The sequence below is a fragment of the Methanofervidicoccus abyssi genome, from assembly GCF_004310395.1.
In the GTDB taxonomy this organism is placed as follows: Archaea; AGJL01; Methanococci; order Methanococcales; family Methanococcaceae; genus Methanofervidicoccus; species Methanofervidicoccus abyssi.
In genome coordinates this window covers 103,842-120,136 of the sequence record NZ_BFAX01000004.1, presented here as the reverse complement: position 1 = coordinate 120,136, position 16,295 = coordinate 103,842, and the positions used below count along the sequence as shown (strand labels likewise).

Here is a 16,295-nt window from a genome sequence, read left to right as displayed (position 1 = left end):
TGTCGAAAAGTATGTTATCTTATTACTTATTTTACAGACACATGTTTTACAGAATCTATCTCACTCTAACAGCATCTAAATTCATAGGAGCCCTTGTTTCTTTCTTAAAGAGTTTATGAGCAGTACTTGCAAAATCGACACATTTTGAAGCCTCACCATGGACCATGAGTATTTTTTCAGGCATAGGTTTAAGTTTTCTCAGATATTTTAACAACTGTCTCCTATCACTATGTCCAGAGAACCCCTCTAAAGTATGTACCTCTAGATTTACCTTTATCACCTTGGATTTCCCATTTTTACCAGTAATAGGTATCTCGCGCCAGCCCTTCTGTACCTTCCTTCCAAGGGTACCCTCAGCCTGATAACCTACGAATATTAGAGAATTTCTCTCATCCCCTGCTAGAGCCTTGAAGTACTCTACACTTGGGCCTCCAGTTAGCATACCTGAAGTTGTGAGTATTATACAGGGCTCATCACTGTCTATTATGTTCCTCCTGTTGTTGGTACTTTTAACTTTCTTAAACACTTCAGATAGAAATGGATTGTCCCCTTCGTGAAGTATCCTGTCCCTTATACTCTTCGATAGATACTCTGGATATGCTGTATGGATTGCAGTAGCTTCCCAGATCATACCGTCTAAGTAAACTGGTGCGTTGAATATGCCCTGATTGTACCCCTCTTCCAAGACGAGCATCAACTCCTGGGCTCTACCTATACCGAATACTGGTATAAGTACCTTACCTTTTCTCTTTATAGTTTCTGAAACTATTCTTAGAAACTCCTTCTCTGTTTTCTCCCTATCTGGAAGGATGTCTTCCTGCCCTCCATAGGTAGATTCTATTATCAACGCCTCCAGCCTTGGAAACTGACATACTGCAGGTTCTAGTAGTCGAGAGGCTTCAAACTTTATATCACCTGTGTAGGCTATGTTGAACAGTCCATCTCCAATGTGAAGATGAACAATAGAAGATCCAAGAATATGTCCCGCATTGTGCAAAGTGAGTTTTACTGTAGGTGCAATGTCAGTAGTTACGCCATAATCGATGGGTATGGTATGTTTAACACACTTCTTTATATCCTTAGTGGTGTAAGGTACAATTTTTCCTTCCTTCTCTGCAATCTCTAAGTAGTCCTTCTGAAGTAAAGTCATGAGATCCCTTGTAGGTCTGGAACAGTATACTGGTCCGTCATAGCCGTACCTGAAGAGCCCTGGGACAAAACCACAGTGATCTAAGTGGGCATGGGTGACAACTACTGCATCTATTTCTTCGATAGAGAACTCTGGAGTATCAAAATGAGGGAATGCCTTCTCCCCTTCTACAGCAATGTTTATCCCACAGTCTATAACAATCCTACACTCTGGTGTCTGAAGATAGTTGCAGGTTCTCCCCACTTCCCTTGCACCTCCTAAGAAAGACACTCTCACCCAGACGTCCCCCTTCAGTTGCACATCTCTGTGTATCCTTCTCCCTATCTTTCTTAATATCTCCTTAATCTCTGCCCTCTCCCTGTAAAGTGTGGCCCTTATTGCATTGATAGTCTCAGAAGGTATGGGAGGAGTCCTAACAGGTTTAGGTGCCCACTTTATAGCCTTCTTGATCTCTTCTAAGGTACGCCCCTCTTTCCCAATAACCAATCCAGGTTTTTTAGACTCTATAATTACCTCCCCAGTATTTACATCGAATATACAATCTGTTATCTCAGCATCTTCAGGTACTATTTCCAATATCTTATCCTTGGCAGTTTCTGGATCTGTCAAAACAGAAGGATCTGGTCTTACAGCTATTCTCTTCTTAAATACTTTTGCAATCTCCTTAATAAAAGTGTTTGAAAAGATCTCAGGATTCTTGGAGTATATTACCACTTCTGGCCCTTCAAACTGAACATCGGTAATTGTAGCATTTCCTGGTAAATTCCTTATTATGTATTCTTTTATCTCCTTTAATAACTCCTCAGCTGACAAAACGAACCCTCCAAAAATTTTTTTAAATTAAAAAAATCAAAATTTTTATTTTAATTATTGAAGAAAAATAAAAGATAGTATTCTAACAAAAACAATAAAATATCTAAAAATTAAGTAAAAATAATTAATTTTAAATAAGACTTTTAATGTTTTATCTTCTTTTTAACTCTATTCACTAACCTATTCACCTCATTCTCGGAGTATATCTTAACTCCGTTCCTATCTACCACTCCAAGAGAGATGCCGTTACCTGAATAGGCATCCCTCTCCATGGCCGATACAAGAGCTCTAACTGCCAGCTCTTTACCTTTTTTTACAGACAAGTTTCTTCTATATTCACTCTCTAAGACACCTAGAGCTGTTGGAGAGCCTGAACCTGTTGCTGTAAAGGACGACTCCTCATTAACTCCACCCAAGGGATCTAAGGAAAATAGTTTTGGGCCATATAAGTTGTCGTATCCTCCAACTAACATCTGGGTTAAAAAAGGGAAGTATCTACTACTGTGTAGTATATTACTTAAAAGTACTGCACAGGAATGTGGTGGTATATAACTCCCAGTCCTCAGTTTGTATAACTTGGTTTCTGCAGAGATCAACCTGACAAGGGCCTGGGCGTCCCCGACACTACCTGCTATAGTTATAGCTATATAATCATCTATCTTATATAACTTTTTCGCTTCTTTATCTGCAATGAGGTTGCCCATTGTAGCCCTTCTGTCAGTGGCAAGTACTATACCATCCTTACATATAAGGCCTATAGTGGTAGTTCCTTTCATATACTCCATATATAAGTTGTTGGGCATCATCATACAATCCTCTCCTTCTCCTTATAATACAATATAATAAAAAAATAGTTATTATTAATAAAATTTTATTTTTATAATTTTTGTTATTATAATATATTGCAGATCATTTTAGCTCTCTTAATGATCTATCACATAGATCTATTATTTCTCTTAGTGCTTCCTTGAGTACCTCTATAGGATCCACCCCTTCTTTAGTTATTAGAGTTATCCTTGGATTAGATATATATCTACCAGTTTCAGGATCTAAAACAGGATGATCTATACAGTAGGAAGCCATAACGACTTTATCCTCCATTTTTAGTAAAATGTCCTTAAGTAGGTTGCATAGCGAGTGGTCTTCATTTACTATCTCTAATTCAATACTGTTCGCATCTCTGCTTAACACCTTCACGTATTCACTCATTCTCTCCCCTCTTGAAGTAATACTCCTTTATAAGTTTTGGATCCCTGTTCAACTGTATTTTACCATCTTCCTCTACTCTAAAGAAACCGTTCTCAATACATTCATCTACAATCTCTTCTACATCCTTTTTAGTGAAGTAAGAGATAAGAACTATTATATTCTTTACAGGTCTTGAACCTATTTTCATCATATTCAACCTTGGATCACTACATATACTGTTTAACTCCTCTAAGATTCTGTTGAATTCGTCATAGGATAACTTACACTTTATACTACCACTATCTTTGTTGTATATATAGTCAATATTCAACATTTTCAATGTTTCCATTATTAGATCTTTGTTTATAGGGTACTTCAACTCAGAGAGTTGAAACTCGTAGAATCCCCTTCGATCTGGGTTGTATCTTCTATGTATCTTGTTTATCAAGGCTTTTACAGTTCTATAGTCCTCTGTAAGTTTATCCTTATCGTATCCATATATCTTAATCCTAAAAGTGTTTATATTTTCGCATTCACTATAAACTGTCTTTGACTCTACAGAACAGTTAATATCAATCTTCGATATTTCATTACAGAAATCTAGGATCTCCCTATTTGTTGCCTTTAAACTTATAATTTTTTTCATACTCTCACCCTAAAGATACATTATACTGTAGAAATCCTTATATAGTGAAACCTTCAACCCAATCTTTGCAGCAACAGTTTTAACTCCAGTATTTTCTAAGATATATCTACATTCCCCTATTACATTCGCCATCTTTAAACCCATGTGATTAATAACCACTAATTCAGGCTTTTTGTTCATACTCCCCAAGAGATCTATCAAATCGTTGGAACATAGATGTCCCCTTATCCTTTTCCCCTTCTCCTTCATAACGTTAGCTACAAGTACTCTAACTCCATCGAAATCTTGGATGAGGGAATCTATTTTTTCAGTATCTCCAGTGTATCCAATATCCCCGTTGTATGTGCTAACTCTTAAACCAATACCAAAAGGATCTCCATGTTTCGTCTTTGTACCTGTTAGTTTTACATCGTAGATACTTACAGACTCTCCAGGATTTAGTATATAGACCTTCTCACACATAGACTGATGATACTTAGAGATTGCATTTTCATACTTACCAAAACCCTCTAAAACTGAGATGTTACTTACAATATAGCCTCTTTTCTTTGTCATTCCTTTAGTCATGGCTTCTACTATTATCTCAGCGTCTGTATAGTGATCTGGATGATCGTGAGAGACGAAGAGAATGTTAGTATCTAGGGGATTTATATTTAAATCCTTCATCCTTACCAAAGTCCCAGGACCTGGATCTATATGTAACCGTGTTTTCTCAGTGTGTATCCTAAAACCTCCTGTACCCTTATTTTGATATATAGTTTCCCACCTACCTCCTCCAGCACCTAAGAATATTATATCCACCAAGATACCACATCCCTTATTTAATAGTAAAAATAGCTGGTAGTTATAATTATTTGATATATATCCCTTGAGATATCTCCATAGATGGATATTAATAGTTCAAGTTTTCCTTACTACAGTGCGTACCATACTTTAAAATAGTAAATTACTATTCTTACGATACATTATATATACTTTATCCTTTTTGTATACTTACATTAATTTTTATAAAAAATTGAAGTAATAATTAAAATAATAATTAAATAAAAAATTAGGAAAATCTATTATCTATTTCTATTATCTATTTCCGAAGATTGGAGAAAGAGACTCTCTTAACATTTTCTAACTATAACTGTGGATAGCTTCTAACTCATGTTAGAATTTTTTCATCATTATTTTTTAGTGTTTAGAAAACCATCCTGAGATATAGATATAGTTAATAGTTCATTCATTATTAATTATCTTTAATACTATTTTAATCACTAAGATAAATATAATTATTTTGCTCTTTAAAATTTTTTAATTTTATCTTAAACTATAGAATAAAATAGAAGATAATATTTCCTACACCTATATCCTCTGATTTTACCTTCCGAATCTCCTTACCCTCCTCTGATAATCCCTTATAGCCCTGAGAAAATCTATCTTCCTAAACTTAGGCCAGTAGGTGTCACAGAAGTAAAGTTCAGAATAACTCGACTGCCATATTAGAAAGTTACTTATTCTCTCCTCTCCCGAAGTTCTTATTATTAGATCTGGATCTGGATATGGGAGGTGGGAGGTGTATAGATGTTGGGAGATAGTCTCTACAGTTATATCTTCAATATCTAATTCATTTTTTTTCACTTTTTCAGCGATCTTTTTCACGGCATCCACTAACTCCTGCCTACCTCCATAAGCAATGGCGATATTAACCCTGTACTTATTATAATTTTTAGTCCTCTCCTCTGCATATCTTATAGCTTCCTGTACCTTCTTAGGTAGTAGATGTAGCCTACCTATAGCCTTTATGTTGATTTGATACCTATGTACATCGGGATCCTCTGCAATGGATCTAAACTCTCTTTCAAATAGATCCATCAGAGCCTCTACCTCTTCCTTAGGCCTATAAAAGTTCTCCAGAGAAAAGGAATAGAGAGTAACGATTCCAATGTTTAAATCTATACACCACTTTATAAATTCCTTGACCTTCTTTGCACCTAAGTAATGTCCCCTTATAGGTTTCTCCCCTAATAATCTTGCCAACCTCCTATTTCCATCCATTATAACTCCTACATGTTTTGGAACCTTATTTTTATCGATCTTCTTTTCCAGTATTTTTTCATAAATCTTTGATAACCCCATTTCGTTAAAAAAATCGTAAATTTTAATTAATAAGGACAATATCATCACCAAACTTATTTCTTATGTAAAAATTTAAACTAAAATAGTAAAAATAATATAGCCACAGCTTATTCATAATATAATACGGTAAAAAATGTAAAAAGCTCTTTTATTATTGCCTCCCTGAATGTCCCTTGACACTTAAGAAAGCCAGAATTCCAATAATTGGTTATTACTTAAGTGGAAATAAGTTTTTTAGAAATTTCACACTGTTGTAATATCTATCCCAGGTGCCACTTCTACTTGTATCAATAAACCTTATCCTCCTTCTACTCAATACTAAGGCCCCACATCCCTCAACCCCACAGACTAAGGCCAAAGATCTGAAAATTAGATTACCTGATATACCATCTGGAGCCAATATAACGTTGAAACCCTCCTTTAAGTATTCCTCCAATACTATACCTCTATGTTCTATATGGACGTTGTATGTTTTACGTATATATTCAACAATATTCACTGCCTCTTCTATTAATTTATCTACCCTCTCACTTCTGCCGTAGTCAGAGAACCTTCCTCCAGAGAGTACTCCGATTTTTACATCTTTAAAGAAGCCACTGTCTTTTATAAAATCTAAAATATACTTTATAATAGTTACTTTATCCCTAAAACTGTTATTCTCATTTATCTCATCTATCCCTACAGGAACTAAAAAGAAGTATTCTCCGATAAAGGGATTCTTCAGGATCGACGCCCTATAAAACCTCCCTATATGTTTTCTCAAATAGGACATCACTTCCGAGGAAGGTAGGGTTCCCCTCACTCCACCTAACACACAACCCTTCAATACAGAATCTATTAACTCTTTAGGATCTTCAACAAGTTTTATATCTATACCTTCGCTTAAGAGTTTTTTATACGCCTTCAGTACTTCTTTACTGTTTCTATTCCTGTAGTCTATCCCTATCAGATACATAGCTATCAGTCTATTCATCTATTTCGTCGAACCTCTGGGTCCTCATCACAGTAAATGCAAAGAAAGCTGGAAGTACAGCACTTCCAAGTATGGCCTCAGTTAGGGCAACATCTGGAGCTAATAAGGATGTGAAAATATAGGCCAGTCCTAAACCCCCTAGTCCAGTTAGAACCACACATTTAATGAGATCTTTCTGAGTTAAAGCACCAAGGTAGGAGAGTACTATGAGTATCAAAACCGCCCCATCTATTATACCTAGAGGCATATCTCAACACCTTAATTTTTTTATCGCCCTCTTCTTCATCCTGTCGTAGTAATCAGCATTTGCTATGGCATGTGCTACAAAGGGAGATAAGATGAGATAAAGAAATGCCAGCAATGGATGATTTAAAACTAGCATTATAAGTATGCAGGCGAGATCTATGACACTACTAATATGAATACGTGCATAAACCATATTCTTTCCATCCTTCATAATCCACAACCTGTAGGATGCCAGGAGTATCCCTGTGGAAGCTATTAAAAGTACTATCTCTTTTATAGGAAAATACATACTTTCACACCAAAATTATGATATTATTTATGATATTTAATATTATTGATGTTTAACTCCCATTATTACTTAACAACCTCTATATAAAAAATTCTCATCGAAGTGATAGTTAAAAATTAGTAGGGTAAGAAGAAAAATTAAAAAATTTCATCCTATTCTTCTATTATTCAATATAGAACGGAGGATAAAGACAGATTTTACTTTTTACTTCTATTTATTTCTTTATTTCTTTGATTTAGATATTTTTAAAAATTGTTCTACTTATTGTTATATTTTTCATAATTATTATAATCATTATTTTTATGATTTTTATGAGATATTTTCGATGATTACTGTTAATTTAAATATAGTTCCTTCATTACTAATAACATATGTAAAGTTTTTTATTTTTTTATGACTTCTAATTATTCTTTAAATATCGCTATTATTTTTATAATTACCAATGATTATAAAAACGATTATAAAAACCTTCCCAACTTAATGGCATTAAATCTACACATCTCATGACAACAGTAGCAATTTATACATTTCTTTCTATCTATCTTAAAGGTATCTAGAGATATAGCCTCTACAGGACATACTTCTTTACATATACCACATCTTTTACATCTTCTTTTATCTATTCTTGGTTTCTGTATCATGGTGGAGAATATCAACCTTACTATAAAAGGAGGTAGTACAGATGTTAGATAGAAGGTATCAGGTTTTCTAAATTTCTTTCTTGGTATGTCCTTTAAACTCCTTTTTCTAACAATTTCGTTAACCTCTGAAATATCTAACCTGTCTATCCAATTGTGCTTATCATCAATTAAAATCCTGTTGGTTAGAACATCTATAGGATTGTATTCTATATAATAGGTTGCGAAGATATCTAAGGCGCAGGCATCCTTCGAAGCTATTACTATCTTGGAATTTACAGGTTTTCCATTACTTGGGCCATTACCTTCCATACCCCAGATACCATCCATTACAGAGATTATATCTCTATCTTCCATTAAAAACTTGTATAACTCCACTAGGAAATATGCGAAATCACTCTCTCTGGGAAAATGCCCATGAAGTTTCGGTTTTAATCCTCCAGGTATACAGCCGTATAGGTTTTTGACGGCTCCAGTATATTTCATAAGAAGATGAGTTTTTAACTTTGGCAGGTTTATTATTAGATCACTGTCTATGACTGTCTTTGGAATTGCTACGGTGATATTTAACAGCCTCATCTTTACACTTCTATCTCTCTCAAACGGTATAAAAGATATACCGTATTTCTCACAGATATCTTTTATCTTAGAAACTTCGTAAGCCTTCTCTGTGGGGAATCCAGAGGATTCTCCTACTACAATCTTATCTCTGTCTATTTTCCTTATCTCTATTAAATATCTTAGAATCCAATCTAAAAACTTTGGATGTGTAGTAACATGTCTGTTTGGAGAATAAGGTCCGAGTATGTTAGGTTTTATAAGTATTCTCCTATAGTCTTCTAAGTTATTAAAGGTGAGATCTAGCAAGTTGTTGTTCCTTTCAAGTAAGTTGTAATCCCCAACAACGCTGTAGTATACCTCCATCTTCACACCAAAAAATAAAGATTAATTTATCTCAAATCCACTCATAGATTTAACAATGTCTTTGGAAATATTAGCTATTTCATCAATAGACTTGGCTATCTCTTCAATGACACTGTTTTGCTCTTCAACACTGGCAGTCAGCTCCTCTGCAGTGGCTGCAAACTCCTCGGATATAGAGGCGATATCTTGGACGTGTCTAAGAGCACTCTGAATGTTGTTGCTGGACTCTTCTGCATGTTCTCTGATTGCGTTTATCTTTTCCAATGTTGTATAAACTCCATCCTTGATTTTGAGGAATGCGTTATTTACCTCGTCTATTGCGATGACTCCCTTATCTACTTCATCCTTACCAGTTAAACCTAGATCTACAGTTTTCTCGATCTTACTCTGTATCTCGGAGATAGTTTTCTTAATGTCGTCCACAGACTTCCCTATCTCTTCTGCTAAGGATTTTATCTCACTTGCAACAACTGCGAAACCTCTCCCTGCCTCTCCAGCCCTGGCAGCCTCTATAGAGGCGTTGAGGGCCAGGAGTCCAGTCTGCTCTGCTATGTCCTTGATAAGTACTGTAATCTCGTTGATCTTCTTACTCTCTTCACCGAGTTCCTGGATAGCTTTACCTAACTCGTCTATTACATTTGCGATGTTTTGCATCGTTGTTATTGCGTTCTCTACCTTCTTTACACCTTCCTCTGAGTAGTTACTTACTTCTTCTGCAGCCTTTACACCTTCCTCTGCACTCTGGGCTGTGTTTTCAATTAGTTTCGTAGTTTCTTCTAACTCTTGGGTGATATCCTGGAGTTTTGCGGATTGATCTGTGGCTGCAGTGGCTACCTGGGATGCGGCATCTGCTATCTGGTTTGAAGTTTCTCTTGTCTTTTCAAGTTCTGTTTTTAATCTATTAATTTCAGAGTTCAATCTTACAATTTCTTCTCTTAATTCTTTAATTAACTGAGCCACTTTAGATATGGATGTATTTATAACCCTTGCAATATCCTTTCTACTTACATTTTCATCTAATTTAACTGTAAAATCTCCCTTTGATACCTTTTCCATAACTTCGAATATACCTTTGAATAAACGGTTTAACTCCTTCTCTCGTTCTATCTCTCTTCTTTTTTCTTCCTCTTTTAATCTCTCTATAGTTTTTATTACAATGTCAAATACACGTCCTATTTCATCTCCAAAAAATTTTATCCTTGGTTTTACGTTAAGATTTCCATGAGATAGTTCATAGGTTATTCTGTAAAGTTCCTTTAATCGAGTGATAATTAACCTATCTACAAAGATCATACAGAGTATAGATATAAATACAATTGATATACCTGCAATAGTGGATATATTATTCATAAATACCGTATCATTATATAGATTTTTTAATAAATCTTCTATTATTCTATCCAATCCAGATACAATTTCCATATTATGATCTTTTATATACTCTAATGCCTCCTTAAACTCTGGATCCTTAGGATCCTTTGTATAGAGTATTTTAATTTTCTCGTAAAATGGATCCCAGAGTTTTTTAACTTTGAGTAACTGTTGTTTGATATTATCTGGAGCAGGAGGAATTCCCCTTTCAGGGTTACCGTTAATTAGATCGTTTAAATTGTTATCAAATTCCTTTGAGATATTCTTTAAAGTTTCTACACATTCGTATCTTCCCATGTTAGTTAATAAGACACATTTTGTTATTTCCTGCATCAATGTTCCTTGTCTATTTAAGATTTCCAATGTTTTTTCATTTTCTAATACACAGTTTCCACTCTGGATTATAAAATATCCTGCACACCCTGCGATTACTATAAGTAAAGAAAAAACAGCTAAAGTCTTAGTTCTTATCGAAATGTCCATAAATTTCACAGTTTCACCTCAAAAACAATGTAATGTATATCTATTAGGGAATATTTCGTCTAATTTTAAATAAAATCTTTAGTATCTAAATTTATGAAATTTTTGTGTATATATCTGTGTATATATCTATGTTAAGATTTTTGGATTATTAGATTTTATCTCATTGTTACAATGAAAATATAGAAATAAAAGCCAGTTGCAAGAAAAAAGATATAATTTTATTGATATTGGTTTCAGTAAAGGAGAAAAATGAACAAGAGCTGTAAGAAGGAGATGTATGGTTGTTAATAATAATTAATTAATAGTTTACTTTATTAGTTTTCATCTTAAATGGAATAATAGGACATAGTTAATTTTTTTAGTAGTATTAAAAAATATTAAAATATATATAAGATAAGTTTGTTTTATTGATATTGGTTTCAGTAAAGGAGAAAAATGAACAAGAGCTGTAAGAAGGAGATGTATGGTTGTTAATAATAATTAATTAATAGTTTACTTTATTAGTTTTCATCTTAAATGGAATAATAGGACATAGTTAATTTTTTTAGTAGTATTAAAAAATATTAAAATATATATAAGATAAGTTTGTATAATAAACATTTACTCTACTTTAAAGGTGAGTAGATGAAAATAAAAAAAGGGATAGTGCCTGCAGCAGGATTTGGTACAAGGCTACTTCCAATGACTAAAGCCCAGCCAAAAGAGATGCTATGTGTAGTTGGAAAACCAATAATACAGTACGTAATTGAAGATCTAGCAGATGCAGATATAACCAATATACTGATAGTTACAGGTAAGGGAAAAAGTGCCATAGAAAACCACTTTGACAGAAATTTTGAGTTGGAATGTAAGTTAAAGGAGAGTGGAAAGTATCACTTACTTGAAGAGATCACTAGGATCGACAGGATTGCAAAAATCTTCTATACGAGACAGAGAGAACCTAAAGGATTGGGAGATGCTGTATACTGTGGAAAAGAATTTGTAGGAGATGAGTATTTTATAACTATGGTGGGAGATACCATATATACTGAAAACGTGGTAAAAAAGATGTTAGAAGTTTACAATACATACCATTGTTCAGTTATAACCTTGGAAAGAGTGCCTAGGGATATGGTATATAAGTACGGAGTGATATCTGGGAGAGAAGTTGAAAATGGTATCTTCGAGATAGAGGATTTAGTAGAAAAACCTTCTGTGGAAGAGGCTCCATCTAACCTCATAATTACAGGAGGATATCTCCTATCTCCAAAAATATTTGAACATTTAGAAAACACAAAACCTGGAAAAGGGGGAGAGATACAGTTAACTGATGCCATGAGAACCCTTTTAGAGGAGGAAAAAATAGTAGGTGTAGAGATAAACTGTAGAAGGTACGATATAGGAGATCTGGAAGGATGGTTAAAAGCAAATGTTGAAATTGCCTTAAAAAAGATGACTGGATTTAAAGAATATTTAAAAGAGTTGATAGGAGGAGAGGGAAAACAATGAAGAGGCCAGTATTAAAGATAAAAATCTACTTTCCTGGGAGTGTATTGGAAGGGGAATTCGATTTTGATGCTGTAGTAAAACTCAAAGATAAGTATTTAAAATATTTGGAAACTGGTAAAGGTCATGGAATGATAATATTCAATGAAAATGAAAAGAAATTTGCAATAATTAACTTTGACAACATATGTGCAATAGAGGTTGAGAAAACCTTAATATTTATGGATGAATATGAAAAAAGATGGGATCGTATGATAGATATGGAAATAAGTAATCTGAAATAAAGATCAGGTGAAAATATGGATAAGGTGAGGTTAGGATTTGTAGTAGCAGAATTTAACAGGGAGATAACTTACATGATGGAGAAGTTGGCAGAAGAACATGCAGAATTTTTGGGAGCCGAAATCACCCATAAGATTGTAGTACCAGGAACTTTTGACATGCCTCTGGCAGTAAAGAGGTTGCTGGAGAAGGAGGACGTAGATGCTGTAGTAACTATAGGTTGTGTAATAGAGGGAGAGACTGAACATGACGAAATAGTACTACACAACGCTGCAAGGAAGATGGCAGATTTATCCTTGGAGTACAATAAACCTGTAACTTTGGGTGTCTCAGGACCTGGGATGACGAGATTACAAGCTGAGGAAAGGGTAGAGTATGGTAAAAGGGCTGTAGAGTCTGCTGTAAAGATGGTAAAGAGATTAAGAGAGTTGGAGAGGAGTTAATAACATTTTTTATGGGATACTATGGATGTACTTAAGGAGGTATTTGAGATAATAAAAGACAGGATAAAAAATAAACCTGAGGGTTCATATACTACTTACTTAACTACCGATGATAGTAAGAGAGCTATCAATAAGATATGCGAAAAGATAGGAGAGGAGGCTACAGAGGCTATACTGGCAGCGAAGGACGGTATAAAGAGAGATATTATACACGAGTGTGCAGATCTAATCTATCATCTTTTTGTACTGTTGGCATACTCTGGAGTGGAGTATGAGGAATTACTTGAAGAATTTGAGAAAAGAAGAAAAAATGTTGGCAGATAAATATGAAGTCTTTAAACAATATTAAGCATATAGTTATTATTTTTTTATTTCTTTTTTTAGATGTTTAACAATAGAAATTTATTAAAAAGACCCACTTATCTTTAGTTCGTATTTAAAATCTTCATAAAAACAATAATTATTATTTAAAATTTAAAAAAGAGATAACTTCGTTGGAGTACTTCTTAGCACTTGGAGAATATATGATTTCTATAAATAATCCTAATTTCATTAAAGTGATAGTTTAAAAAATAATAACATTAAATATGCAACAATAGAAGAAGCATTAACAAAAATCTTGCCTTTATCTACTTTATTCAAGATTTCCGATAAGTTATAGAAAGTTCTAAGAGTTCCACTCTCTTATTCCAAACACTCAGAAAACCCAGAAACTTATCAATTTTTCCAGCCCTTAACTACGACTATGGGAGTATGTTCTATCTTCTCTAATATCTCCTCACTGATCTCAAAGGTATTGTATCTCTCCATGTACTGATGTATAGACTTTGTAGGATCTGATCGGCATCTATCTGCAACATCTGCAATGTGGAGTATCTCTTCTAAGGAGTATTTTTTATATATTTCATTTCCAGTTATGGCAAGGGGCGTAGCTCCACATAATCCGCCAATCTTCAATACACCTGCCAACTTACCTAAAATATAACCTAAAACCCCTATTCCAGAAACTATTCCATTTATAGCACAAGGTAGGGCAGTTATATACCATCTAAAAAACCTGTAGGTGGCGTCGGTATCTACTATCATAACTATAACATCTACATTCAACTCCTTCTTTATAACTGAGTATATTCTCTCCGCCGATCTCTCTGGATCCTTTGGAAGTAAGGTAGCATAGGTACCAGGTACGTTGGTTAGGTCCACACCCCCTTCTGAGGCAGGTTTCAAAGCATATATAAGCCCTACATTGTCTATAACAACCTGTTTATGTTTTAATGTCTCCTCCCTGGGCATTTTCCTGAGATTCTTTATTCTATCTGGCCTCGTTTTTAAGAGGGGGCCTAGTATATATCCCCATATATACTTAGACCAGAGATAACAGAGGTAAGCTAAAATCCCTACTTTTACATTCCTTTCGTCTATTAGATTATCTTCTCCTATAGCAACAAATTTCTCACTGATCACAACAAAATCTCCATCTTCCAATTTTAAACCATTTTTAATCTCTCTCTTTAGAGCCGTGATAATTACTTCCAGGTAGTCCTCCCCCCTTTTGAGATATCTAGTCTTTATAGGTACTATTTTAATGTTCATAGTCATCGTTACCTCGTTCCCATTAAAAAATCCTGATATAAAAATAGATAAATCTTCAAAACCACTCTAAACGAATTTATGGGTATCATTAATGAGTATTGTATATCAATCTAAAGGAACACACTATTTTTATACCATAATTCTTTACTTTATCTTTTCCTGTTGTACTCCCGAATACACTCAATTACATCTGTGATCTTTCCATCCGTTTTAATGCCATTTGGATCATAGTGGGTTCTTGAAGCCTTAAAGCCCCTTTCCTTCAACATCTCTATCAACTCCTTAACAGGTGGTACATGTTCTTTTATAACACTACATATCCTGTGAAGATTGTAACAACCTATTACATTACCTACCATACACTCCCTATATATTTCCCTGAAGATCTTTACACTCTTCTCAGTATATCCCCTCTCCTGAGCAATCTTCAATGCCCCTTCTACAGTATCTATGTTGTTTATCTCCCCCAAGTAAAACAACCCTCCAAAACCCTTCTCATAACCTTCCTCCCTACTCCTGATAATCTTTTCTCCATTCTCTATTTTGATATATCCTAACTTCTCCATAGCTTCATCTGCCCTCTTAGCTCCTCTCTCTGTAATTAAGAAAGTCCTTATATAGTGATCTGTAAAATGGGAGAAGATAGGTTTAAGAGCTATATCGTACTTACCTGCCACTCTAATTACATACCCTATTAATAACCTAACTGCCAGCTCTTTATCTCCAGTTAATGGGATAGCATCGTAGTTTCTAATACATGCCTTTCTGTAGGATCCGTATAGGACTGCAGTATCTGTGGCAGTCATAGCGATTATACCATCTTTTGTAACACAACTGCGTATAGCACTGTCTAGATATGGATTTGGTGAGCCAAAGGGATCTAAATCTATCAAGTTAAATGTCCTAAAGTGCTCTGAAAGGAGAATATTAGCATCTTTGTTAAATATCTTTATATTTTCTAAATTATTTATCTTTACATTTTCTCGAGTTAATTCAACTGCGAAAGGATTGATATCGTTGATAACTACCTCCACAGTACCAGAAGGATTTATTAACTCCTTGGCGTATCTTATCCCTCTAACTCCACTACCTCCTAAGGGATCACATACTAAGAACTTCTCTCTCCTGTAGTTATTCAAAAAACTCTGTACTACTGCTACAGAAATATCCCTGCAGACCTCCATCCTTGGATTGTAAAATACTTTATCCTTTTTTGATATACTCCTATCCCTCGGAACTTTTATCTTTACATGTCCTTCCACTACTGTCTCTTCCATGGGATCCCCAGTATTATTCTTGTTATTTAGTTAGTTGTGGTATCAAAAAGATATATTTGATAGGTATAAAAAGAAATAATTAAAAGAGAATGTTGGTATATTTGTATATAGACTAAGTGATGTGTTACGATAGATTAAGATAGAGCACACTACAATTAATATAGATTAACGGCGATTCAAGTTAATGATTAATAATTACCTTGAATTTATGATAAGGGATTTTAATTCTCCTTATTAATAATTAAACTATCTGGAAACTTCTATTTTTTGTTATTTTCCTTATTTTATCTTTATGATGATTATCTATTTTTATCGGGATTTTTGATGGGAAAATTATAATAATTTTATCTATTATTTTATCAGGATTGAT

The 16,295-nt window shown here is 34.2% G+C and carries 17 protein-coding genes; 4 read left to right on the top strand and 13 right to left on the bottom strand.

What is annotated here, in order from left to right; all coding sequences use genetic code 11:
• Positions 1 to 55 precede the first annotated feature (55 nt).
• From MHHB_RS04950 to MHHB_RS04900, 11 genes are all read right to left on the bottom strand, one after another.
• Positions 56 to 1,963, bottom strand: coding sequence for a beta-CASP ribonuclease aCPSF1 (locus MHHB_RS04950; protein WP_131007563.1), 1,908 nt, complete (start codon positions 1,961 to 1,963; stop codon positions 56 to 58).
• 143 nt (positions 1,964 to 2,106) lie between these two features.
• Complete coding sequence (gene psmB, locus MHHB_RS04945; RefSeq protein ID WP_131007757.1) at positions 2,107 to 2,748, bottom strand: archaeal proteasome endopeptidase complex subunit beta; 642 nt, start codon at positions 2,746 to 2,748, stop codon at positions 2,107 to 2,109.
• A gap of 124 nt (positions 2,749 to 2,872) precedes the next feature.
• A complete protein-coding gene (locus tag MHHB_RS04940) occupies positions 2,873 to 3,172 on the bottom strand; it encodes a DNA-directed RNA polymerase subunit L (protein ID WP_131007562.1) in 300 nt (99 codons plus the stop codon).
• Positions 3,165 to 3,797 (bottom strand): DUF2067 family protein, encoded by a 633-nt coding sequence (locus MHHB_RS04935; protein ID WP_131007561.1) that lies wholly within the window; start codon positions 3,795 to 3,797, stop codon positions 3,165 to 3,167. The genes MHHB_RS04940 and MHHB_RS04935 overlap by 8 nt, the downstream gene beginning before the upstream one ends.
• A 9-nt stretch (positions 3,798 to 3,806) precedes the next feature.
• A complete protein-coding gene (locus MHHB_RS04930; RefSeq protein WP_131007560.1) occupies positions 3,807 to 4,604 on the bottom strand; it encodes an MBL fold metallo-hydrolase in 798 nt (265 codons plus the stop codon).
• A 558-nt stretch (positions 4,605 to 5,162) separates the two neighbouring features.
• On the bottom strand, positions 5,163 to 5,966 hold the full coding sequence (uppS, locus tag MHHB_RS04925; RefSeq protein WP_131007756.1) for a polyprenyl diphosphate synthase: 804 nt from the start codon (positions 5,964 to 5,966) through the stop codon (positions 5,163 to 5,165).
• Positions 5,967 to 6,132: 166 nt separating this feature from the next.
• A complete protein-coding gene (gene mtxX, locus MHHB_RS04920) occupies positions 6,133 to 6,876 on the bottom strand; it encodes a methanogenesis marker protein Mmp4/MtxX (protein ID WP_131007755.1) in 744 nt (247 codons plus the stop codon).
• A gap of 10 nt (positions 6,877 to 6,886) precedes the next feature.
• A complete protein-coding gene (locus MHHB_RS04915; RefSeq protein WP_131007559.1) occupies positions 6,887 to 7,141 on the bottom strand; it encodes a DUF4040 domain-containing protein in 255 nt (84 codons plus the stop codon).
• A 3-nt stretch (positions 7,142 to 7,144) separates the two neighbouring features.
• Positions 7,145 to 7,429 carry a cation:proton antiporter gene (locus tag MHHB_RS04910; RefSeq protein ID WP_131007558.1) on the bottom strand — a complete coding sequence of 95 codons (285 nt, stop codon included), beginning with the start codon at positions 7,427 to 7,429 and terminating at the stop codon, positions 7,145 to 7,147.
• A 458-nt stretch (positions 7,430 to 7,887) separates the two neighbouring features.
• Positions 7,888 to 8,991, bottom strand: a complete 1,104-nt coding sequence (locus MHHB_RS04905; RefSeq protein ID WP_131007557.1) for a DUF362 domain-containing protein — start codon at positions 8,989 to 8,991, stop codon at positions 7,888 to 7,890.
• Between the two features lie 21 nt (positions 8,992 to 9,012).
• Complete coding sequence (locus MHHB_RS04900) at positions 9,013 to 10,845, bottom strand: methyl-accepting chemotaxis protein (protein WP_131007754.1); 1,833 nt, start codon at positions 10,843 to 10,845, stop codon at positions 9,013 to 9,015.
• Between the two features lie 624 nt (positions 10,846 to 11,469).
• Between MHHB_RS04900 and galU the strand changes: the two genes are divergently transcribed.
• The 4 genes from galU to hisE are packed head-to-tail and all read left to right on the top strand — an operon-like array spanning position 11,470 to position 13,379.
• Entirely contained in the window at positions 11,470 to 12,333 is an 864-nt protein-coding gene (galU, locus tag MHHB_RS04895) for a UTP--glucose-1-phosphate uridylyltransferase GalU (protein ID WP_131007556.1), read from the top strand.
• A complete protein-coding gene (locus tag MHHB_RS04890) occupies positions 12,330 to 12,614 on the top strand; it encodes a hypothetical protein (protein ID WP_131007555.1) in 285 nt (94 codons plus the stop codon). The genes galU and MHHB_RS04890 overlap by 4 nt, the downstream gene beginning before the upstream one ends.
• Before the next feature lie 15 nt (positions 12,615 to 12,629).
• Positions 12,630 to 13,055 carry a 6,7-dimethyl-8-ribityllumazine synthase gene (gene ribH, locus MHHB_RS04885; protein WP_131007554.1) on the top strand — a complete coding sequence of 142 codons (426 nt, stop codon included), beginning with the start codon at positions 12,630 to 12,632 and terminating at the stop codon, positions 13,053 to 13,055.
• Between the two features lie 21 nt (positions 13,056 to 13,076).
• On the top strand, positions 13,077 to 13,379 hold the full coding sequence (gene hisE, locus MHHB_RS04880) for a phosphoribosyl-ATP diphosphatase (protein WP_131007553.1): 303 nt from the start codon (positions 13,077 to 13,079) through the stop codon (positions 13,377 to 13,379).
• A gap of 393 nt (positions 13,380 to 13,772) precedes the next feature.
• On the opposite strand, the gene MHHB_RS04875 is transcribed toward hisE, so the two are convergent.
• Together MHHB_RS04875 and MHHB_RS04870 are read right to left on the bottom strand one after the other, a co-directional pair.
• Positions 13,773 to 14,648, bottom strand: a complete 876-nt coding sequence (locus MHHB_RS04875; protein WP_131007753.1) for a coenzyme F420-0:L-glutamate ligase — start codon at positions 14,646 to 14,648, stop codon at positions 13,773 to 13,775.
• A gap of 149 nt (positions 14,649 to 14,797) precedes the next feature.
• Positions 14,798 to 15,925 carry a tRNA (guanine(10)-N(2))-dimethyltransferase gene (locus tag MHHB_RS04870; protein WP_131007552.1) on the bottom strand — a complete coding sequence of 376 codons (1,128 nt, stop codon included), beginning with the start codon at positions 15,923 to 15,925 and terminating at the stop codon, positions 14,798 to 14,800.
• Positions 15,926 to 16,295: the final 370 nt, after the last annotated feature.

Bases quoted from the DNA above. Each gene is read 5' to 3' on its own strand.
- psmB (WP_131007757.1), bottom strand. From the start codon at position 2,748: ATGGAGTATATGAAAGGAACTACCACTATAGGCCTTATATGTAAGGAT.
- MHHB_RS04940 (WP_131007562.1), bottom strand. From the start codon at position 3,172: ATGAGTGAATACGTGAAGGTGTTAAGCAGAGATGCGAACAGTATTGAA.
- MHHB_RS04935 (WP_131007561.1), bottom strand. From the start codon at position 3,797: ATGAAAAAAATTATAAGTTTAAAGGCAACAAATAGGGAGATCCTAGAT.
- uppS (WP_131007756.1), bottom strand. From the start codon at position 5,966: ATGATATTGTCCTTATTAATTAAAATTTACGATTTTTTTAACGAAATG.
- mtxX (WP_131007755.1), bottom strand. From the start codon at position 6,876: ATGTATCTGATAGGGATAGACTACAGGAATAGAAACAGTAAAGAAGTA.
- MHHB_RS04915 (WP_131007559.1), bottom strand. From the start codon at position 7,141: ATGCCTCTAGGTATAATAGATGGGGCGGTTTTGATACTCATAGTACTC.
- MHHB_RS04910 (WP_131007558.1), bottom strand. From the start codon at position 7,429: ATGTATTTTCCTATAAAAGAGATAGTACTTTTAATAGCTTCCACAGGG.
- MHHB_RS04905 (WP_131007557.1), bottom strand. From the start codon at position 8,991: ATGGAGGTATACTACAGCGTTGTTGGGGATTACAACTTACTTGAAAGG.
- MHHB_RS04900 (WP_131007754.1), bottom strand. From the start codon at position 10,845: ATGGACATTTCGATAAGAACTAAGACTTTAGCTGTTTTTTCTTTACTT.
- galU (WP_131007556.1), top strand. From the start codon at position 11,470: ATGAAAATAAAAAAAGGGATAGTGCCTGCAGCAGGATTTGGTACAAGG.
- MHHB_RS04890 (WP_131007555.1), top strand. From the start codon at position 12,330: ATGAAGAGGCCAGTATTAAAGATAAAAATCTACTTTCCTGGGAGTGTA.
- ribH (WP_131007554.1), top strand. From the start codon at position 12,630: ATGGATAAGGTGAGGTTAGGATTTGTAGTAGCAGAATTTAACAGGGAG.
- hisE (WP_131007553.1), top strand. From the start codon at position 13,077: ATGGATGTACTTAAGGAGGTATTTGAGATAATAAAAGACAGGATAAAA.
- MHHB_RS04875 (WP_131007753.1), bottom strand. From the start codon at position 14,648: ATGAACATTAAAATAGTACCTATAAAGACTAGATATCTCAAAAGGGGG.
- MHHB_RS04870 (WP_131007552.1), bottom strand. From the start codon at position 15,925: ATGGAAGAGACAGTAGTGGAAGGACATGTAAAGATAAAAGTTCCGAGG.